At 70.1% G+C, this 20,476-nt stretch carries 14 protein-coding genes; 4 read left to right on the forward strand and 10 right to left on the reverse strand.

Annotated features, from left to right (window positions below):
* The first annotated feature begins 24 nt into the window (after nt 1-24).
* Nucleotides 25-642 carry a GNAT family N-acetyltransferase gene (locus ACW69E_RS02220; protein WP_457496460.1) on the forward strand — a complete coding sequence of 206 codons (618 nt, stop codon included), beginning with the start codon at nt 25-27 and terminating at the stop codon, nt 640-642.
* A 66-nt stretch (nt 643-708) separates the two neighbouring features.
* On the opposite strand, the gene trxA is transcribed toward ACW69E_RS02220, so the two are convergent.
* The 7 genes from trxA to ACW69E_RS02255 all read right to left on the reverse strand — a co-directional run bounded on the left by trxA (nt 709) and on the right by ACW69E_RS02255 (nt 10,551).
* Nucleotides 709-1,032: a thioredoxin gene (gene trxA, locus ACW69E_RS02225; protein WP_457496461.1), complete on the reverse strand. Its 324-nt coding sequence runs from the start codon at nt 1,030-1,032 to the stop codon at nt 709-711.
* Between the two features lie 40 nt (nt 1,033-1,072).
* A complete protein-coding gene (trxB, locus tag ACW69E_RS02230) occupies nt 1,073-2,071 on the reverse strand; it encodes a thioredoxin-disulfide reductase (protein WP_457496462.1) in 999 nt (332 codons plus the stop codon).
* A gap of 132 nt (nt 2,072-2,203) precedes the next feature.
* The gene (locus ACW69E_RS02235; protein ID WP_457496463.1) at nt 2,204-3,172 is read right to left on the reverse strand and encodes an anti-sigma factor family protein; all 969 of its coding nucleotides are present in this window, start codon (nt 3,170-3,172) and stop codon (nt 2,204-2,206) included.
* Complete coding sequence (gene sigM / locus ACW69E_RS02240; protein ID WP_457496729.1) at nt 3,169-3,900, reverse strand: RNA polymerase sigma factor SigM; 732 nt, start codon at nt 3,898-3,900, stop codon at nt 3,169-3,171. The genes ACW69E_RS02235 and sigM overlap by 4 nt, the downstream gene beginning before the upstream one ends.
* Before the next feature lie 55 nt (nt 3,901-3,955).
* Nucleotides 3,956-5,713: a protein kinase family protein gene (locus ACW69E_RS02245; protein WP_457496464.1), complete on the reverse strand. Its 1,758-nt coding sequence runs from the start codon at nt 5,711-5,713 to the stop codon at nt 3,956-3,958.
* A gap of 130 nt (nt 5,714-5,843) precedes the next feature.
* A complete protein-coding gene (gene murJ / locus ACW69E_RS02250) occupies nt 5,844-8,075 on the reverse strand; it encodes a murein biosynthesis integral membrane protein MurJ (RefSeq protein WP_457496465.1) in 2,232 nt (743 codons plus the stop codon).
* Nucleotides 8,076-8,130: 55 nt separating this feature from the next.
* A complete protein-coding gene (locus ACW69E_RS02255) occupies nt 8,131-10,551 on the reverse strand; it encodes a DUF6049 family protein (RefSeq protein ID WP_457496466.1) in 2,421 nt (806 codons plus the stop codon).
* 275 nt (nt 10,552-10,826) lie between these two features.
* Between ACW69E_RS02255 and ACW69E_RS02260 the strand changes: the two genes are divergently transcribed.
* Nucleotides 10,827-12,311 (forward strand): CCA tRNA nucleotidyltransferase, encoded by a 1,485-nt coding sequence (locus ACW69E_RS02260; protein WP_457496467.1) that lies wholly within the window; start codon nt 10,827-10,829, stop codon nt 12,309-12,311.
* Here ACW69E_RS02260 and ACW69E_RS02265 read toward each other — a convergent pair.
* The 3 genes from ACW69E_RS02265 to ACW69E_RS02275 form a co-directional block, all read right to left on the reverse strand.
* Nucleotides 12,283-13,632, reverse strand: a complete 1,350-nt coding sequence (locus ACW69E_RS02265) for an MFS transporter (protein WP_457496468.1) — start codon at nt 13,630-13,632, stop codon at nt 12,283-12,285. The genes ACW69E_RS02260 and ACW69E_RS02265 overlap by 29 nt on opposite strands.
* Nucleotides 13,633-13,734: 102 nt before the next feature.
* Nucleotides 13,735-15,279, reverse strand: coding sequence for a glycosyltransferase family 87 protein (locus tag ACW69E_RS02270; RefSeq protein WP_457496469.1), 1,545 nt, complete (start codon nt 15,277-15,279; stop codon nt 13,735-13,737).
* Between the two features lie 198 nt (nt 15,280-15,477).
* Nucleotides 15,478-18,117 (reverse strand): transglycosylase domain-containing protein, encoded by a 2,640-nt coding sequence (locus tag ACW69E_RS02275; RefSeq protein ID WP_457496470.1) that lies wholly within the window; start codon nt 18,115-18,117, stop codon nt 15,478-15,480.
* 440 nt (nt 18,118-18,557) lie between these two features.
* Here ACW69E_RS02275 and ACW69E_RS02280 point away from each other — a divergent pair, with 440 nt between their 5' ends.
* Both ACW69E_RS02280 and ACW69E_RS02285 read left to right on the forward strand, forming a co-directional pair.
* Nucleotides 18,558-19,169, forward strand: coding sequence for a helix-turn-helix transcriptional regulator (locus tag ACW69E_RS02280; protein ID WP_457496471.1), 612 nt, complete (start codon nt 18,558-18,560; stop codon nt 19,167-19,169).
* A gap of 75 nt (nt 19,170-19,244) precedes the next feature.
* Complete coding sequence (locus ACW69E_RS02285; protein ID WP_457496472.1) at nt 19,245-20,327, forward strand: inositol-3-phosphate synthase; 1,083 nt, start codon at nt 19,245-19,247, stop codon at nt 20,325-20,327.
* Nucleotides 20,328-20,476 lie beyond the last annotated feature (149 nt).

Consider the following 20,476-nt stretch of genomic DNA (forward strand, 5'->3'; position numbering starts at 1 on the left):
ACGCCCCATGGATACGATGTCTCCATGGGGCGTCAACTCGTTCCGCTCACCCTGGACAACCTGCCGGATCTCCCGAAGCGCTGCCGCAGGTGTGTCTTCTGGGAGCTTGATCCTGTCAGTGGTGATGCCGCTGTGAAGGCGGGTCGGCCCGATCTGGAGAAAGAGGCCTGGATATCGGCGGTGTTGCTGGAGTGGGGTTCCTGCGGACGGCTGGTCTATGTGGATGACGTGCCGGTGGGCTTCGTACTGTACGCGCCGCCCGCGTATGTGCCACGCTCGACGGCTTTTCCCACCAGTCCTGTCTCGCCGGACGCGGTGCAGATGATCACCGCCTGGCTGATGCCCGGATACCAGGGGCAGGGGCTGGGCCGGGTGATGGTGCAGACCGTGGCCAAGGACGTGCTGAGGAGGGGCTTCAAGGCGATCGAGGCGTTCGGGGATGCCCGTTGGAGGGAGCCCGCCTGCCTGCTCCCCGCCGATCACCTTCTCGCCGTGGGTTTCAAGACGGTCCGGCCGCACTATGCCTACCCCAGGCTGAGGTTGGAGCTGCGTACGACTCTCTCCTGGAAGCAGGACGTGGAGCTGGCGATCGATCGGTTGTTGGGAGCGGTGCAGAAGGAACCCGCTCTCAGGCCTCTGTGATTTCTGTGGTGGCGGAAAGGCAACAGGCCCGCCCTGAGGTGGGGCGGGCCTGTTCCACGTGAAACGTCAGCCGATGAAGTCGGCCAGGTCGCGTTCGATGGCGGCCTTGGGCTTGGCGCCGACGATGGTCTTCACGACCTCGCCGCCCTGGTAGACGTTCATCGTCGGAATGGACATGATCCCGTACTTGGCGGCCGTGGCCGGGTTCTCGTCGATGTTGAGCTTGACGATGGTGAGCTTGTCGGCCTGCTCCTCCGAGATCGCCTCCAGCGACGGGGCGATCTGACGGCAGGGACCGCACCAGGCCGCCCAGAAGTCGACCAGGACCGGCTTGTCGCTGTTGAGGACGACTTCCTCGAAGGTGGCGTCGGTGGCGGTCACGGTGGCCATGGTGAATCTCCTCGTTTCTCGGGGGTGGTGGCGGTTGGTGTCAGAGAGCGGCGGCCGCGGCCTGGTCGGTCTTCTCCGGCTCGGCGTGGTGCCTCTCCGGGGCGTCGACCAGGGCGGCCAGATAGCGCTCGGCGTCCAGGGCGGCCGCGCAGCCGGTGCCGGCGGCGGTGATGGCCTGCCGGTAGGTGTGGTCGACCACGTCACCGGCGGCGAAGACCCCGGGGATGTTGGTGCGGGTGCTCGGCGCGTCGACGAGCAGATAGCCCTCGCCGTCCAGGTTGAGCTGGCCGCCGAACAGCTCGGTGCGCGGGTCGTGGCCGATGGCGATGAACAGCCCGGTCACCGGCAGGTGGGAGGCGGCGCCGGTGGTGGTGTCGCGCAGGGTCAGCCCGGACAGCTTGCCGCCGTCGGCGTGCAGCTCGGCGACCTCGCTGTTCCACACGAACTCGATCTTCTCGTCGGCGAAGGCCCGCTCCTGCATCGCCTTGGACGCCCGCAGGGTGTCGCGGCGGTGGACGACGGTGACCTTCTCGGCGAAGCGGGACAGGAAGGTGGCCTCCTCCATGGCGGTGTCACCGCCGCCGACCACCGCGATGTGCTGATTGCGGAAGAAGAACCCGTCGCAGGTGGCGCACCAGGACACCCCGCGGCCGGACAGCTCCTCCTCCCGGGGCAGGCCGAGCTTGCGGTAGGCCGAGCCGGTGGCCACGATGACCGCCCGGGCGCGGTGCACGGTGCCGGCCGAGTCGGTCACGGCCTTGATCTCGCCCTCCAGGTCGACGGCGGTGATGTCGTCGGCGATCAGTTCGGCGCCGAACCGCTCGGCCTGGGCGCGCATGTTGTCCATCAGGTCCGGGCCCATGACGCCGTCGCGGAAGCCGGGGAAGTTCTCCACCTCGGTGGTGTTCATCAGCGCGCCGCCGGCGGTCACCGAGCCTTCGAAGACCAGCGGCTTCAGGGCGGCGCGGGCGGTGTAGAGCGCTGCGGTGTATCCCGCCGGCCCGGAGCCGATGATGATCACGTTGCGGACGTCGCTCACGGAGTCTTCCTTGTCTGCCGATGGGTTGCCGATGCCTGTCTGGAGCATCGCCTTGGGTTGGGGAGGCCTATCCCGCCCAACGAATCCTAGGAGCCAGGCATTCCCAGCCGTGGTATTGCCTGAGCGCACCGCTCAGCGTGGATAGGTACCGGTGGTCAGTACCGTGCCGGGGCCGGAAGGCTCCCTGCCGACGCAGTCGGCGTCGACCACATAGGCTTCCACCCGGGATTCGTCGGTCTCATGAGGCAGGACCACGATGTACGCCTGTCGCCCCTCGTATTCACTCATACCGACGGCCAGAGGAGTCACGTCACGGCCGACGCCCTCCCGGACACACAGCGGCATGGTGGTCGTGGGCGTGCTCGGAGAGCCCGGGCTTGCCTTGAGACTGAAGTCGGGGGAGCCGGGATCCGTCTCTCTCGGACTCCCCTGACCCTCCTGCTTCTGCTCCCTTGATTCGCCGTCGGCCAGCAGGGACCGTACGCGTGCTTCCAGCGCCTGATCGCTCCGGTGGCTCTCCGCGTTCGCGTCCACGGTCGCGCCCTTGTCCATGCCTCCGGAGGAGTTCGCCCCCATGCCCGGAAGGAAGACCGCGCCAAGAGTGAGAAGGGCTGCCGCACCCGCGGTGCCGAGCAAGGCGGCGCCCCAGCGGCGCGACCGCCTGCTGCCGTTCCTTCCCGGGCCTTCGGCGCCCCGCGGCCGCCCCGCGGGCCGACCGGTGGGCCGGCCTGCGGTCCGACCGGGACGGACCGTTTCACGTGAAACAGCGTTCGGCGTATCCGCTGAAGACACCGAGGACGGAGCATCCGGGGTTTCGCCACCGGAAGGACTGGACGCACTGAGCAGAGCCTCGGCGGCCAGCGCGGCGTCGATGCGGCCCGCCACATCGGACGGCATCGGGGCCGGGCCCGGAAGGGTGCCCAGAGTGCTGCGGATCTCTTCCAGGGACGCCCGTACGTCCGCGCACAGCGCGCAGGCCAACAGATGGGTGCGTACATCGGCCGAGCGATCCGGAGAGAGCAGCCCCTCGGTGAAGTCGGAGATCTCGTCGACCTCGGGATGTCCGTCAGCGCCGAACGACGCGGAAGACATGGACGTCATGCGTGCTCACCTCCGCCCTTCACGGCCCCGGTGCCTGGTTTCCCTCTTGCCGGTGGGACGGATGCCCCCTGTGTCCGGTTCCTTCTGCCGGCGCCCGCCCGGGAATCACCGGCCGGACCCTCCGAGCGTAGATGGCCGACCAACGGCAGCAGCCGGGCCCTGCCGCGGGCGCAGCGGCTCTTGACGGTCCCGACGGCGACCCCGAGGACACGGGCCGCCTCGGCGACCGGATAGCCCTGCATATCGACGAGGACGAGCGCCGCCCGCTGCTCCGGTGGCAGCTGGGAGAGCGCGGCGATGAGCTGACGGTGAAGGTCCCGGCGCTCGGCGGGTACGGCGGCGGATTCGTGCGGCTCCAGGAGCTGTTCCAGGCGCTCGGGTTCGGCGATGGGCGAGGTGCGGCGGCCGGCCGCCTTGCGTGCGCGGTCCAGGCAGGCGTTCACGGTGATGCGGTGGAGCCAGGTGGTGACAGCGGACCGCCCCTGGAAGGTATGGGCGCTTCGGTAAGCGGAGAGGAAGGCATCCTGGACGGCGTCGGCGGCTTCCTCCCGGTCCCTCAGAACACGCAGGGCGACAGCCCAGAGCCGGTCGCGATGGCGGCGCACGATCTCGCCGAAGGCCTGGGGATCACCGGCGACATGGCGGGCGAGGAGTTCCCGGTCGTCGACTCTGTCCGCATCATCGGGGCTTCTCGCATCCCCGGCGCCGTCGACGGCGCCGCCCGTCACATCGTCGCCCACCAGCCGGTCCCCTCCTCAGTCCGCTGTGCCCACGGGCGCCAGGTCAGCTGAGGACCTCGACCTCCGTGATGCGGCCACGGTAGTTGCCTTCCTCCGTCAGGGGGAGTTCGGTGAGCCACACCAGAACATAGCGCGTCCTGATCGGCTTCTTGGCCTTGAGCTCCACCTCGGTTCCGGAGCCGCTGCTGACCTTGCTGAAGCCGTTCAGCGAGCCGGGCATCTGCGCGGTGTCCTCGTCCGCCGCCAGGAAGTCGACGGAGGTGCTGCCCCTGAAGCCGACCTTGACGGTGCTGACCTGCCGGGACTCGCCCAGGTCGAGGATCAGGCCCACCCCGTCCTTGAGGTTCCCGAACTTCGCGCTGTTGTAGTACATGGTCTGCCAGAAGGTGCCCGCGTCGCCGTCGATCGCGTTGCCCACCTGATCACTGTTCTCGGTGGGGTCACCACCGAACGGGTCGAAGTCCTTGGCGAGGGAGATCTCGACCGGCTTGCCGACGGGAGCGGTCTCCGGCTGCTTCTGCTGCTCGATCTCGCTCTGCCCGGGGTCCGGTGCCGGGGGTTCGCCGCCCTTCAGGAGGGTGTCGGCCAGCTGCCAGCTCCCCAGCCCCAGGGCGGCGATGAGCAGAGCGGAGACGCCCCACTTCAGCAGTCGGCCGGCGCGTCCGGGCAGTGCGGGGGGCGCCGCGGGCGTCGTCACGGTGGGTGCGCCTGCGGGCCCCGCGGGAGGACGGGGCGCAGGGCCGCTGTAGGCGCCCTGCCGATAGCCGGGGCTCTGGTACGGCGGCGGAGCGGTGAACTCGGGCTCGGGCGGCCGGATGCGCGGCAGCGTGGCGATCGCCTTGGCCAGCTCTTCGGGAGTGGTGCAGGGCTGTTCCTGGCGGGAGGCGGTGGCGCCGTCGTTGACCAGCGCACGCATGGCCAGCTCGGAGAGTCCGCGGTGCACCCCGGCGCGTACCTGGTCCGGGGGGACGAGGGAGTCGCCGGTCAGCTCGGCCATGCCGCCGAGGCCGTAGGCGTCCTCGCCGTACGGCCAGCGGTGAGCGAGAGAGGCGTAGAGCAGGGCGCCGATCGCCTCGGTGTCGGTGCGCTGGGGATGGTCGGAGGTGATGCCGCGCAGGGCGGCGTTCACGGCCAGGCCGCGGATGCGGTACTGACCGGCGGCGGTGCGCAGGACGCAGCCGGGGGTCAGCCGCAGATGGGCCAGGCCCTCCCGGTGGGCCGCGGCCATCGCCTGGGTGATCTGGGTGACGAGCTGGTAGGCATCGTGGGTGGGCAGCGGGCCGGAGGCGAGGAGGGCTGTGAGGGGGGTGGCGTCCGGGAGCCACTCGTGGACGACGTAGACGAGGTCGTTCTCCTCGACCGCGTCCAGCACCTGCACGAAGCGGGGGTCGCCGAGGAGGGCTGCGGAGCGGGCGGCGGCCAGGACCGGCCGGGCGCGCGGGTGGTCGGCCGCGAGGAGATGGACGCCGACGGCACGGCGCAGTTTCTCATCGACGGCTCGCCAGCTGCTGAAGCCGTCCAGACGGGTGATGCACTCCTCCAGGCGGTAGCGCCGGGCGAGCTTGTGACCGCTGTGCAGCTCGGGCGGCTGCGGGGCCTGGGAGGGTTCGGGGGCCGGTGTCACCGCGTCGGTGGTATCAGGGGTGCCGGAGGCGTCCGCCGTTGCGCTGTCATCGCCGTCGTGGTCCGTGGAACCGTCGGCCGTGGTCCGCTCGACAGCGGCGGTCGGCGGCTTGTTTCCGCCGTCCGTCCCGCCGCTCTCGTCGGCCACGTCGACGGCAGCCGTGCTCCGTTCCGCCACCGTCGCTCCCGCCTCCCCATTCGTTGCAGCCTGTGTCCCAACACAGCCAGAGACAATTGTGCCCACAGTCCGCCGCTGTGCACGACACACGGGTGGGACCGAAGGTTGTGCGACCGGCCTCGGAGGGCCGTCAGCGGCCGAGCTTCGCGCGGACCATGCCCATCATGGCGGTCAGCTCCTCCACCCGCATACGCCGGGCTGCCAGAACGAAGACCGCGCCCAGCACCACGCCGCCCGCGGCCAGGGCCGCGGCGCCGCTGACGGCACCGAGGCCGAGGGCCCGGACGATGAGGTAGGCGACCGCACCGCCGGCCAGGGCGGCCGGGATGCCGGCGCCGCAGAGCCTGGCGTAGGTGCGCACGATGCGGGGACCGTCCAGATCGCCGCCCAGCTTCGTGCGCAGCCGCTTCCAGGCGACGCCGACGCCCACGGCGTAGGCGAGGCCGTAGGCGGCGGCCATGCCGGCGACCGCCCAGTGGCTGGGCAGCAGCAGGAAGGCCAGGGCGGAGCCCGCGGCGTTGCAGGCGGCCACGATCACCGTGTTGTAGAAGGGAGTGCGGGTGTCCTCGTAGGCGTAGAAGCCGCGCAGGACCACGTACTGCACGGAGTAGGGGATCAGCCCGAGGCCGAAGGCCATGAGGATGTAGCCCATCGAGGTGGCCGCGTCGACGGTCGCGGAGGAGTACATCAGCAGGCACATCGGCACGCCGAGGGCCACGAAGGCGAATGACACGGGCACGATGGCGACGGCCGAGGTGCGCAGCCCGTGCGAGATGTCGTCGCGGACGGCGGCCGGATCGTCGTCGTGCGCGGCGCGGGAGATCCTCGGCAGCAGGGCGGCCATCACCGAGACGGTGATGATGGCCTGCGGCATCTGCCAGATCAGCTGGGCGTTGCTGTAGCCGAGGATGCCGGTACCCGGGTGGCCGTCGGCCTCGGCGGTCTTTCCGGCCCAGGTGGCGAGCTGGGTGACGACCAGGACGCCCGCCTGGTTGGCCAGGACGAACAGGAACGTCCACTTGGCGAGCCGGGCGGCCTTGCCCAGACCGTGACCGCGCCAGTCGAAGCGCGGGCGGACGCGGAAGCCGGTGGCACGCAGGTAGGGGATCATCGCCAGGGACTGGACGACCAGGCCCAGAAGGGTGCCCACGCCGAGCAGCCGGACGCCCTCCGGCGGGATCGTCTCCACGCTCATCCCGGAGGTGCGGGCCGTGCCGTACACCCAGATGAAGAGGCCGAAGGTGGTGATGATGACGATGTTGTTCAGGACCGGGGTCCACATCATCGCGCCGAAGCGGCCCCGGGCGTTGAGGATCTGGCCCATGACGACGTGGACGCCCATGAAGAAGATCGTGGGCAGACAGTAGCGGGCGAAGGTGACCGCCACGTTGTTGGAGGCCGGATCGTCGGCGATCTGCACGGACAGAGCCCGGACCAGCAGTGGCGCACCCAGCACCGTGAGGGCGACCAGGCCGCCGAGGACGACCATCACCAGGGTGAGCAGACGGTTGGCGTACGCCTCGCCGCCGTCCTCGTCGTTCTTCATGGCGCGTACGAGCTGCGGCACGAAGACGGAGTTCAGACCGCCGCCGATGGACAGGATGTAGATCATCGTCGGCAGCGTGTACGCCACGGTGTAGGCGTCGCCGAGGATGGCGGCGCCGAGTGCGGCGGTGATCACCAGGGTGCGGACGAAGCCCGTGAGCCGGGAGACCATCGTGCCCGCGGCCATGATGGCACTGGACTTCAGTATGCCGCCGCCCCGGCGGGCGGACTTGCCCGCCGCCGCGGGAGGCGGTTCCGCGGCAGTCTCCGGTTCCGGTGCCGCCTGTGGCGCGGAGGCGGCGGGGGACGGGGGCTGTTGCGGGCCGGGCTGCGGGGGCCGCCCGTAGGGCTCCTGCGGCCCGTGGTGGGGGCTCTGGGCCCCTGGAGCCCCTTGCGGCGCGTACGGATCCTGCGGTGCGTACGGTGCCGAGGGCTGTCCCTGCCCGTGTCGGCTCTGCTCGTACGGCTGTCCTTGCGGCCCGGCCGGCTGCCCGGTGGGCGGGTACTGCCGGTGCTCCTGGGACGGGGACACCTGCTGGTCGTGGAAGAGGTGGGCGAAGGCGTCGTCGCGGGCGCGGTCCCCGCTCTCCCGCGCCCCCGCGTCCAGCATGTCGTCCACGCCCGTGAAGCGCACGGTCGCCGAGTCGCCGCCCCGCCCCGGCTGCCCCGGAGGGCCCTGAGGGGCGGGCCGGGGGGCGTTCCGGCCGTACGGGTACTGCCGGTACGGGTACCGCTCCTGTGCGTCCTGGCCGCCCGGAGCGGCCGGTTCCCCGCCGCCGGGCGCATCACCGCGGTCACGGTCGTACGGCGCGTTCATCGCTGCAACCCCACCTCATCGTCCGCGGCCGTCTTCCCCGGCCCCGACAGCTCGCTCAACGCTCCACCTTCTCACCCGCGCCGGAGGGGTCGCGACGTCCGGCTCCGGTGTTCCCGGCGGGGTCACCCGCCTGCCCGTCCCCGGCCCCGTCCCCGGCTCCGTCACGGGCCTCCCCGGCGGACTCTCCGCCGTGCTCCGCGGACTCCCCCGGCTCTCCCCGCTCCTCCGGTCCGTCCGCGTGCCGCACCAGAGGTGCGTCCGGGTCCGGCTGTTCGCCGATGCGCTTGCGCTGGGTGTACATCCGCACCCCTGCCAGCACCACGAGCAGGACTCCGCCGGAGATCACCAGCATCACCGCGGAGGTGATCTCGGTGACCTCCACCTGGAACCGCATCGCCTCGCCCCAGGGCTTGCCGTCCTCGGTGTAGAGCCGGGCCTCGACCCAGGTGCGGCCGTTGGCCTTGGCGGTGGTGGGGACCTTCACCGACTGGCTGTGCCCGCCCTCCACCGTGACCGGCTGCGCCTCTCCGACGTCCAGGCCGATCCGGCGCCCGGAGACCAGCCGCAGCTCCAGGTTCTCCACGTCCTGGAGGAGCTTGTTCTGCACGGTCACCGGGATGGTGGCGCTACGGCCGGACAGCTTCATGTCCGACTTCCTGATCAGCCTGACACCGCCCGTCAGCTCCTCCAGATAGCCGCCCACCGAGTCCCGGTACTCCGCCGCCGCCTCGCGGTCACCGCGCCAGGAGACGGACATCGAGCGGTGGAGCGCGCTGTTGAAGGGCGTCTCCACCCGGGCCGGCTCGGACAGGATGCTCTTGAAGTCGTCCAGGGTGTTCCGGATGGCGCGGATCTCCTCGAAGGCCCCGGTCCGCAGCTCCCGCTTGCGCAGCGCGTCCGGATAGGAGCCCTGTCCCGGCACCTTACGGCCGGCCCGCGGATCCGGATCGGCTTCCGCGGCCTCGGTCAGGCTCACGAACTCCGCCCAGCGTCCGTCGAGTTGGAGTGTGTCGAGTGCTTCGGCCATCGCCTGGGCCTGGCTGACGGTGGGCATCCGCTGGGGGGCCACCACGATGCTGCGCTGCCGGCCGGGCTGCTGCGCGGTGATCGACTGGGTGTGGGCCAGGAACCGCTGCACGGCCCGTGTGGAGTCGTCGGCCCGGGTCATGTCCCCCTGGAACAGTTCCGACAGCCGGGCGTCCGCCACGATCGCGGTGGTGCCGCCGCCGATCGGCCGGGCGGCTGTGGGGGTGTGGTTCAGGGAGGCGGGTTCACGCATGCTGTCGCTGCGGGCGATGACGTTGTGGGCGCCCGCCGAGGTGGCCACGGAGACGATGGAGGGGTCGACGGCGCCCTCCACCGGCCAGGCGAAGTCGGTACTGGGCTCGGTGAGCAGGGTGGTCTCCACAGTCATCCGGCCCAGTTCGGTGGCCGGCCCCAGGTGACTGAGCGCGTCGGAGACCTTCTTGCCCCGGTGGGCGAGGGAGGCGAGGTCCGGGTCGCCGAAGGGCAGGGCCACGACCTCCCCGTCCTCCACCGCCTGCCGCAGTTCGTGCAGCCACCGCCGGGCGTCGTCCTGGCCCTTTCCGGCGACCTCCCGGCCGTCCTCGGCCAGCACCTTGTAGTTGTTGGTCATCGCCTCCACGGAGGCGAGCAGATCCGGGTCGACCACCCAGGTGACAGGCAGCTTGCTGCCCAGGGCGACCATCTGCTGAAGCCGTCCGCCGGGCGCGATCTCGGCCTCGAGGTCGTCGTCCTCGAACACCGGCACCCGCCGCCGGTCCCCGGACTCGGTGCGGGCCGTGACATGGGTGGAGGAGATCAGCGGCCACAGGAAGGTCAGCTGTGTGGCCTGCTCGGGCGCGGACGGCTGCCATGGCAGGACGGCCCGCTCGATGCCCAGGACGCGTCCGTACGGCTCGCCGTTCATCCGGCCCGACAGCGACACACCGAGCTGGTAGACCCCGGGCTCGTCGAACGGCAGCTTGTCGGCCGGCACGCTCAGGGTGAAGGAGAAGCCCGCTCCCGAGGGGAGGTCACCGATCTTCACGGTGCCCTTGCCACCGATCTCCTCACCGTCGGATCCGGGCACGTAGGCGGTACGCGAGTCGGCGCGGTCGATCGCGCTGCGCGTGGTCAGCCGGGCGCCGGGGCGCAGCGCGACCTTGGCCTCGGTGATGTCGGACGAGGTTCTGTTGCTGACGCGACCGGAGACGGTGACCGTGTCACCCTTGCCCGGCGCCGAGGGGGTGAGCCCGGTGATGGAGACCGAGGCCGTACGGGACTCGTCGGAGGTGGGGGCCGCCGGTGCTGCCTGGGTGGCGGGGGCCGATGGAGCGGCGGCCACGGCGGAGGACTGGGGGACCACTGCCGCCAGCAGCGGCAGGGAGGCGGCCAGCGCAGCCGTACAGCGCACCGCCCATCGGCGGCGGGCAGGAGCGATGGGGGTCCCTGGGGTCTGTGCCGCCTCGGCCACGTGCCTAGTCCATCCTGTCCGCCGGTCGTCCGTACCGGTGCGTTGCCGATCTGCCAATGGTCTGCCGCTGGCCTGCTACTGGTCTGCCGCCGCTGTGACGCACTCAGATGCTAACGATCCCCGCCGGCCGTGAGTGCCGCGGAGCCGACCATGGAACCGACCACGGCGTCGGCCGGGGGTCGGTCATGGCGTCGGTCACGGGTCGGGCTCGGCCGACGGGCCGGAAGAGCAACGGGGAGGACCGGTGGGAGACGGGCCACGTACCCTGTTCTGCTGTGCCGAACGCCAACACTGACAGCCATCCCCAGCAGCAGGCCCACGGGCCCACCCGAGGGGCTCCTCCGGCGGTGCTGGGAGAAGCCCAGCGCAGAGCCGTGAGCGAGCTGCTGCGGGTCTCCCCCGTCGCCGACGACCTGGCCCGCCGCTTCAAGGATGCCGGATTCACTCTGGCCCTGGTCGGTGGTTCCGTGCGCGACGCGCTGTTGGGCAGGCTCGGCAACGACCTGGACTTCACCACCGATGCCCGGCCGCAGGACATCCTGGCCCTGGTCCGGCCCTGGGCGGATGCGGTGTGGGAGGTGGGCATCGCCTTCGGCACGGTGGGCTGCCGCAAGGACGACTACCAGATCGAGGTCACCACGTACCGTTCGGAGTCGTACGACCGGACATCGCGCAAGCCCGAGGTCTCCTACGGTGACTCGATCGAGGAGGACCTGGTCCGCCGGGACTTCACCGTCAACGCGATGGCGGTCGTGCTGCCCGAGAAGACCTTCATCGACCCGCACCGAGGCCTGGAGGATCTGGCGCGCCGGGTGCTGCGTACGCCCGGCACCCCCGAGGACTCCTTCTCCGACGACCCGCTGCGGATGATGCGGGCCGCCCGCTTCGCCGCCCAGCTCGGCTTCGAGGTGGAGGACGGGGTCGTCGCCGCGATGACGGCGATGTCCGAGCGGATCGGGATCGTCTCGGCCGAGAGGGTGCGGGACGAGCTGAACAAACTGATCCTCGCCGACCAGCCCCGTCGCGGTCTGGAGCTGCTGGTGAAGACGGGGCTGGCCGACCGGGTCCTGCCCGAGCTGCCCGCACTCCGCCTGGAGCGGGATGAGCACCACCGGCACAAGGATGTCTACGAGCACACCCTCACCGTGCTGGAACAGGCCATCGACCTGGAGGAGGACGGCCCGGACCTCACCCTGCGGCTGGCGGCGCTGCTGCATGACATCGGCAAGCCGAGGACACGCCGGTTCGAGAAGGACGGGCGCGTCTCCTTCCACCACCACGAGGTGGTGGGGGCGAAGATGACCAAGTCCCGGATGACCAAGCTCAAGTACCCGGGCGAGATGGTGAAGGACGTATCGCGCCTGGTCGAGCTGCATCTGCGTTTCCACGGCTACGGCACCGGGGAGTGGACCGACTCGGCGGTACGGCGCTACGTCCGCGATGCCGGCCCGCTGCTGGAGCGGCTGCACAAGCTGACACGGTCGGACTGCACCACGCGCAACAAGCGCAAGGCCAATGCCCTGGCGCGTGCGTACGACGGCCTGGAGGAACGCATCGCGAGGCTGAAGGAGCAGGAGGAGTTGGACTCCATCCGCCCGGATCTCAACGGCAACGAGATCATGGAGATCCTCGGACTGCGCCCCGGCCCCGAGGTGGGCGAGGCCTACCGGCACATGCTGGAGCTGCGGCTGGAGCACGGTCCGATGGGGCGCGAGGCCGCGATCGAGGCCCTCAGGCAGTGGTGGGCCGGTCGGGACTGACCGTACCGCTCTTTCCCTTACGGTGGCTGTTGCGGTGTTTCACGTGAAACACCGCAACAGCCACCGCCGCGTACAGCGCCGTCACCGTCATCACCAGAGCCGGTGAGCGGCCGTCCGGGGGAAGCATCAGGGCGGCCAGGCCGGCGGCGCCGACGAAGGCGACGTTGAAGAGCATGTCGTAGAGGGAGAAAACCCTCCCCCGGTAGACGTCGTCCACCGATGACTGCACGACCGTGTCCGTGGTGATCTTCGCCCCCTGAGTCGCCAGTCCCACCACGAAGGCGGCGCCCAGCACGGGCGCGGGCTGGAAGGGCAGCGCCAGCGCGGGGACCAGCACCGCCGCCCCCGCAGCACACAGTGCGATCCAGCCGAACCGGCCGACGCGCTGTACGGCCCAGGGGGTGATGACGGCCGCGGCGAAGAAGCCCAGCCCGGAGACGCCCACGGCCAGCCCCAGAAGTGCCATTCCACCCAACGTGCCTCCGCCGCCGCTGCTGCCTCCCCCGCTGCCACCGTCCCAGGCGTACCGGCTCAGCATCAGCACCATCACCGTCAGCGCGCCGTAGCAGAAGCGCAGCACCGCCATCGAGGCGAGTGACTGGGCTGCCTTGCGCCGCTCCCCCAGATGGCGCAGCCCGGCGACCAGTCCGCGTGAGACATCGGCCAGCGCGATGCTCAGCCGGACCCGGATGATCGTGTCCGGTCCGAGAGTCCCACGGCCGATCCGGAGCGATGCCAGGGCGCCCAGCAGATAGAGACCGGCGCCGAGAACCACGATGGCGGCGTCCGCGCCCACGCCGTCCGGAGCGGGGATCCGTACGAGGAAGGCGAGTCCGCCTCCCGCGGTGGCCGCCAGAGTGCCCGCGGTGGGGGACAGGGAGTTCGCCATCACCAGTCGCTCGCCGTCCACCACATGCGGCAGTGCGGCGGAGAGCCCGGCGAGCACGAAGCGGTTGACGGCGGTGACCGAGAGCGCGGCGAGGTAGAACAGCCACAGCGGTGCCGAGGTCAGCACCAGAGCTGCGGCGGCAGTGGCCAGAACGGCGCGCAGCAGGTTGCCGAACAGCAGCACCTGCCGCCGTTGCCACCGGTCGAGCAGTACCCCGGCGAAGGGACCGAGCAGCGAGTACGGCAGCAGCAGGACGGCCATCGCGGAGGCGATGGCTGCGGGAGAGGTCTGCTGCTCGGGGGAGAAGACCACATAGGCGGCGAGCGCGACCTGGAAGACCCCGTCGGCCGACTGGGACAGCAGTCGTACCGCCAGCAGCCGGCGGAAGCCGGAGAAACGCAGGAGCACGCGCAGATCACGCACAACAGCCATGCGGTCAGCCTCACATACCTGCCCGGCGAGGAGGCGCAGCGCCCCCGAGAGTGATCGATCCATGCGGTGTTTCACGTGAAACACCGCATGGATCGGCGGGCGTCATTTCCCGCCGGACCCGCCAGACCCGCCAGTGTGGGTTCCCCATTGCACCGGCGGGCCCTCGGAGACCTGCGGGCCCTGAGGGTCCTGAGACTTCTGGGAGCTCTGTGGGCCAGGAAGAACCGGATGACGACGCCTTCGGGAGCCGAGAACGAAGACGTCGGGCGCGTGGTCGAGGACGCCCCCGGAGGGATCGTCGGAGCCGTCCCGCCGGACCACATCCCGGTCCGGCGACAGGATGTCCCGCACCACCACGGCGCACAGATACAACGTGCCCAGCAGATGGAGCAGGATCGCGAACTGGTAGCCCTCGGTGGGCAGCCCATGGTGGTCGTCACCGCTACCCGTGTAGGCCAGGTAGAACCAGATGCCGAGGTAGTACATCACCTCGCACGCCTGCCAGATCAGGAAGTCGCGCCAGCGCGGCCGGGCCAGGGCGGCCAGCGGGATCAGCCACAGCACGTACTGCGGTGAGTAGACCTTGTTGGTCACGATGAACAGGGCGACCACGAGGAAGGCGAGCTGCGCGAAGCGCGGACGGCGCGGCGCGCGCAGCGCGAGCAGGGCGATCGCCGCACAGCCCAGCAACACCAGCAGCGTGGCGTAGGTGTTGGCGTGCTCCAGCGGGTTGCCGGTGCGCTGCGAGATGATCAGCCAGAACGACCCGAAGTCGATGTTCCGTTCCTGGCTGAAGGCGTAGAACTTCCCCCAGCCCTCCGGGGCGAGCAGCATGACGGGCAGGTTCACCGCCAGCCAGGAGGCCACGGCTCCGCCCAGCGCCGCGCCGAACGCCCTCCAGCGTCCCGCACGCCAGCAGAGCACCAGCAGCGGTCCCAGCAGAAGGAACGGATAGAACTTGGCGGCGGTCGCCAGCCCCAGCAGCACCCCCGAGACGAGCGGGCGGCCGCGCGCCCACATCAGCATCGAGGCGGCGGTCAGGGCCACCGCCAGCAGGTCCCAGTTGATCGTCGCGGTGAGCGCGAGGGCCGGGGCGAGCGCGACCAGCAGCGCGTCCCACGGGCGTCGCCGGTGCGTACGGGCGACGCACACCACCAGGACGGCGGCGCACACCATCAGCATCCCGGCGTTGACCATCCAGTAGATCTGCTGCCGCTGCATCATCTCGCCGTCCTGCGGTGTGAACCAGGACGCCACCTCCATGAACACTCCGGTCAGCACCGGGTACTCCAGGTACTCCATCCCGCCGGAGATCTCCTGGGGGATGCGGTCGAAGTACGGGGTGAGGCCGGCGGCGAAGCCGCGACCGGTGTAGAGGTGCGGGATGTCGGAGTAGCAGGCGTGCACATACTGGCTGGTCGCCCCGCGGAACCAGCCGCTCTCGTAGCAGGGCAGCTTCTGCACCATGCCGAGCGCGAACATCCCCAGCATCACCAGCAGCACGACCCGTACCGGCGTCCACCAGTACCCTCCGGTCAGCGCGCGCCTGCCGATCGGCCCGCCGATCAGCTCGCTGCCCGCGGCGGAGACCTCGTCCTGGACGGTGGGCCGTACCGGTGCCTGCTGCTCCTGGTGCGCGCTCGTCATGAGCCACATCCTGCCGTATGGCGGATCCGGACACGTGGCGCGCGAGGCGATGGCACACAGGCCACCGTCTCGGCCGCCCCGGCGGGCCGGGCCCGGAGAAGCCGGAAGCGGCGCCGTTTCCGGCGCCGCTTCCCACTCCTCGCTCAACCTTCCCTGCCGGAACTCCGGCAGGGAGCGGTCACTGCTCCGGGAACTGCCTCAGCCGTCCCGGCCCCAGATCCCGCCGTCGTTGCCGCCGTTCCCTCCGTTGCCGTTCCCGCCGGTGTCCGTGCCCCCGGTGTCGGTCCCGCCGGTGTCCGTGCCCCCGGTGTCCGTGCCACCGGTGTCGGTCCCTCCGGTGTCCGTGCCGCCGGTGTCCGTGCCACCGGTGTCCGTGCCGCCGGTGTCGTCACAGAACCAGTCATTGGGACGGCAGGTGTTCGAAGGAGGCCCGGACGGTGTCTCCTGGGAGGGAGAAGGCTCCGTGCTGGGCTCGGGCTCCTCGCTCTCCGACGGCGACGGCTCGGGCTCCTCGCTCTCCGACGGCGACGGTGACGGCGACGGCGCACCGACCTGGTCGATCTTCTTGCCGACCGGGCCGGGCTCGGGGAAGTCCTTCACCGGCACCCCCTTGACTGCGCTCTTCATGTACGCCGTCCACACCTCGGTGGGCAGCCGGCCACCGTGGATGGACGGGAAGCCGCCCGTGCCGTTCATCGACAGCAGGGTGCGCTTCTCCGGGTCCGTGCGGAACAGCGTGACCGCGGTGGACAGCTGCGGGGTGTACCCGACCCACCAGGCGGACTTGTTCTTGTCGGTCGTACCGGTCTTGCCCGCCACGGGGCGGCCCAGCTCCTGGGCCCTGGTACCCGTGCCGTGCGGCTTCTCGACGACGCCGCGCAGCACGTCGGTGATGTTGTCGGCGATGTCGGGGTCCATCGCCGTCTCCTTCTGGGGCTTCTCGAAGCCGGGCTCCTCCTCGCCGTTGTGCGTCACCTTCCGCACCGTGTAGGTGTCGACCTGGGTCCCCGAGGCGGCGAAGGTCGCATAGGAGTTGGCCATCTCGATGGCGCCCGGGGTGGAGGTGCCCAGCGCGAAGGACGGGTTGAGGTTCGGGTCGAAGCTGTCCTTCTCGATGCCCGCGCTCTCCGCCATGCCCTTGACCTTGTCCATGCCCACGTCCATGCCGAGCTGGACGAACGGGGTGTTGGCGGAGACCTCCATGGCCCGTCGCAGGGTGACGTACCCGTGGTCCTTGTCGGCGTCGTTCACCTGGTAGAAGGGGTTGCCCTCCTTGTCCAGGTAGTCGGTGCCGTCCTGCTGCTTGACCTTCAGCTTGTTGTCGCCGTTGTACTCGCTGCTCGGCGCGATGCCCACACCGTTGCTCCGGTACGTGCCGTGCTCCATGGCCGCGGCCAGCACGAACGGCTTCCAGGTCGAACCCACCGGGACGCCCAGGGTGTCGGCGTTGTTGGTGAAGTGGCCCTTGTCGAAGCCCGGGCCGCCGTAGATGGCCACGACCTTGCCCGTGCCGGGCTCCACCGAGGCGGCGCCGAACTGCACGAACTTGTCGGTCTCGGGCCTTTTCTCGGGGTCGATGTACTGCTTGGTGACCTTGTCGACCGCCTTCTCCATCGCGGCGGTCTTCTTCTTGTCGAAAGTCGTGTGGATCTCGTAGCCGCCCTGGTCGAACTGCTGCTTGCTGATGCCCAGGGTCTTCCTGACCTCGGCCTCGGCGAGGGCGGCCAGATAGCCGGTCTGCCCGTTGAGGCCTGCCTGGGCCTTGCGCGGGGCGACCTCGGGGAACTCGTACTCGTCCCGCTCGCTCTGGCTCATCAGCTTCAGCTCGACCTGCCGGTCCATCACCCAGTTCCACCGCTTCACGGCGCGCTTCCGGTTCTCCTCGGGGGAGGAGTTCGGCCCCAGGCCGCCGGCCGGGTCGTACAGGTCGGCGCCCTTGAGGACGGTGGTGAGCAGCGCGCTCTCGGCGGGCGTGAGGTCCTCGGCCCTCTTCTCGAAGTAGGCCTGGGAGGCGGCCTGGAGGCCGTGTGCGCCGCGCCCGTAGTAGCTGGTGTTGAGGTAGCCCTGGAGGATGTCCTCCTTGCTCATCTTGGCGTTGACCTTGATGGAGATGAAGAGCTCCCGCGCCTTGCGGGTGATGGTCTGGTCCTGGCTCAGATAGGTGTTCTTGACGTACTGCTGGGTGATGGTCGAGCCGCCCTGGGTGTCGCCGCCCGTGGCCATGTTGACCACCGCCCGGCCGATGCCGACCGGGTCGATGCCCTTGTCCTCCCAGAAGGAGGCGTTCTCGGCGGCGACGGCCGCCTGCTGCATCGACTTGGGGATGTCCTCTATCTTCATGTTCTGCCGGTTGGTCTTGCCGGCCCTGGCCATGACGGTGTCGTCGGACCAGTAGTAGACGTTGTTCTGCTGGAGTGCCAGGGCGTTCTTCTCGTCCGGCACCTCCACCATGGCCAGCGCCAGCCCGCCGAGGCCGATCAGCATCCCCATGAAGGCCATGGCCAGGCCGGTGACCAGCTTCCAGGACGGCAGCCAGCGCCGCCAGCCGTACTTGCCGGACCTGGGGTAGTCGATGAAGCGCTTCTTCTCGGGCTCGTAGCGCCCCCGCCTCCGGCCGACGACCGTGACGTCCCCGGCGGTGTCGGCCGCCCGGCGTCTGCCGCCGCCGGCGCGCTGTGCCGCGCGCCGCGCCTCGGCCCGGCCGCCGTGGGGGCGGTCCGAGGGCATGCCGTGGGAGGCGGTGGAGCCATACGACTGTGCGGCACGCCGACCGCCTGACGGCGGCTGTGCGGCGCGCCGGCCACGCGACTGCGGTGGCTTACGACGGTGCTCGCTCATGTGGAACAGCTACTCCTCGGGCAGGCGCTCGCGCCTGAAGGCGGCAGTGTACTTCCAGTCCCCCGAAGTGCGGCCCGCCCACGTTCCCAGAACTGGCCGCACTGCACCCGGGACGAGGACGCGTCCGACGCCTCGTTGGTTCCCGGTGGCCTTCCGCACAGCGGACAGACTACGCAGGTACGAAAACCCCATCTCCGGCATTCAGGAGAAAGAGGGGCTGCCGAGCTGTAGTGAAGGAGCGATGTGAAACCGCTCACTCTCCCCCGCGCCCGTCCCCCCTTGTCGCGCATCCGGAGGCGTTCTATCGTCTTCGCTATCGATCCGATGTATCGACTCGATACATCGGTGAGAGACAATGGCACAGGACGACAGGGCGTGAGCCCGAGGCGGCCGCCCGCGGACGGGCCGGCCGACGGACACCGGCGGAAGGAGTGACGGCGATGGGCAGACGCTCGGGAATCCTGGAGTTCGCCGTCCTCGGACTGCTCCGTGAGTCACCCATGCACGGTTACGAGCTGCGCAAACGGCTCAACACCTCGCTGGGAGTCTTCCGGGCCTTCAGCTACGGCTCCCTCTACCCCTGCCTGAAGACGCTGGTCCAGCGCGGCTGGCTGGCCGAGGAGCCCGGCGACGAGCCCGAGGACTCCCTCGCGGCGCCGCTCGCCGGACGCCGGGCCAAGATCGTCTACCGCCTCACGGCCGAGGGGAAGGAGCGCTTCGAGGAGCTCCTCTCCCAGACCGGGCCGGACACCTGGGAGGACGAGGGGTTCGGCGTCCGCTTCGCCTTCTTCGGCCAGACCTCGCGCGATGTGCGGATGCGGGTGCTGGAAGGCCGCCGCAGCCGCCTGGAGGAGCGCCTCGCCAAGATGCGCACCGCCCTGGCCCGCACCCGGGAGCGGCTGGACGACTACACCCTCGAACTGCAGCGACACGGCATGGAGTCCGTGGAGCGCGAGGTCCGCTGGCTCAACGAACTCATCGAGAGCGAGCGGGCGGGGCGTGATCAGAACCGGGGGGAGACCCCGTCCGATCCGTCCGATGACACCGCGTGAAGGTCCGCACCGAGCGGACCGGCACCAACACCACCGTCGGAAACGACACGGAACAAACACAGGGAGCAACCGCCAATGGGTTCGGTTCGCGTAGCCATCGTCGGCGTGGGCAACTGCGCCGCCTCGCTGGTGCAGGGCGTCGAGTACTACAAGGACGCCGACCCGAAGAGCCGCGTGCCGGGTCTGATGCACGTGCAGTTCGGCGACTACCACATCTCGGACATCGAGTTCGTGGCCGCGTTCGACGTGGACGCCAAGAAGGTGGGCCTGGACCTCGCCGACGCCATCGGCGCCAGTGAGAACAACACCATCAAGATCTGCGACGTGCCCGCCACCGGCGTGACCGTCCAGCGCGGCCACACCCTCGACGGCCTGGGCAAGTACTACCGCCAGACCATCGAGGAGTCGGCCGAGGAGCCGGTCGACATCGTGAAGGTCCTCAGGGACCGCGAGGTCGACGTCCTGGTGTGCTACCTCCCGGTGGGCTCCGAGGACGCCGCGAAGTACTACGCGCAGTGCGCCATCGACGCGAAGGTCGCCTTCGTCAACGCCCTGCCGGTCTTCATCGCCGGCACCGAGGAGTGGGCGAACAAGTTCGCCGAGGCCGGTGTCCCGATCGTCGGCGACGACATCAAGTCCCAGGTGGGCGCGACCATCACGCACCGTGTGCTGGCCAAGCTCTTCGAGGACCGCGGCGTCGTCCTCGACCGCACGATGCAGCTCAACGTCGGCGGCAACATGGACTTCAAGAACATGCTCGAGCGCGAGCGCCTGGAGTCCAAGAAGATCTCCAAGACCCAGGCCGTCACCTCCCAGATCCCCGACCGGGACCTGGGCGAGGACAACGTCCACATCGGCCCGTCGGACTACGTGGCCTGGCTGGACGACCGCAAGTGGGCCTACGTCCGCCTGGAGGGCCGCGCGTTCGGCGACGTCCCGCTGAACCTGGAGTACAAGCTGGAGGTCTGGGACTCCCCGAACTCCGCCGGCGTCATCATCGACGCCCTGCGCGCCGCGAAGATCGCCAAGGACCGCGGTGTCGGCGGCCCGATCCTCTCGGCCTCCTCCTACTTCATGAAGTCCCCGCCGGTCCAGTACTTCGACGACCAGGCCCGGGAGAACGTGGAGAAGTTCATCAACGGTGAGGTGGAGCGCTAGGAAGCACACCGGGTGTCACCCGGGGCGCCGACCGGGAAGCGCCCGGGAGGCGCCGGGGAACACCGCACCGGACGCCGGGACGCGTCCGGTGACGCGACATGGCGAGGGGTCCGGACACACGATTCCGTGTCCGGACCCCTCGCCGTCGT

Source organism: Streptomyces sp. SS8, assembly GCF_054072955.1.

Excerpts from the sequence above, each read along its gene's own strand:
- ACW69E_RS02220 (WP_457496460.1), top strand. The coding sequence starts at position 25 with ATGGGGCGTCAACTCGTTCCGCTCACCCTGGACAACCTGCCGGATCTC.
- trxA (WP_457496461.1), bottom strand. The coding sequence starts at position 1,032 with ATGGCCACCGTGACCGCCACCGACGCCACCTTCGAGGAAGTCGTCCTC.
- ACW69E_RS02235 (WP_457496463.1), bottom strand. The coding sequence starts at position 3,172 with ATGACGTCCATGTCTTCCGCGTCGTTCGGCGCTGACGGACATCCCGAG.
- murJ (WP_457496465.1), bottom strand. The coding sequence starts at position 8,075 with ATGAACGCGCCGTACGACCGTGACCGCGGTGATGCGCCCGGCGGCGGG.
- ACW69E_RS02265 (WP_457496468.1), bottom strand. The coding sequence starts at position 13,632 with ATGGCTGTTGTGCGTGATCTGCGCGTGCTCCTGCGTTTCTCCGGCTTC.
- ACW69E_RS02270 (WP_457496469.1), bottom strand. The coding sequence starts at position 15,279 with ATGACGAGCGCGCACCAGGAGCAGCAGGCACCGGTACGGCCCACCGTC.
- ACW69E_RS02275 (WP_457496470.1), bottom strand. The coding sequence starts at position 18,117 with ATGAGCGAGCACCGTCGTAAGCCACCGCAGTCGCGTGGCCGGCGCGCC.
- ACW69E_RS02280 (WP_457496471.1), top strand. The coding sequence starts at position 18,558 with ATGGGCAGACGCTCGGGAATCCTGGAGTTCGCCGTCCTCGGACTGCTC.
- ACW69E_RS02285 (WP_457496472.1), top strand. The coding sequence starts at position 19,245 with ATGGGTTCGGTTCGCGTAGCCATCGTCGGCGTGGGCAACTGCGCCGCC.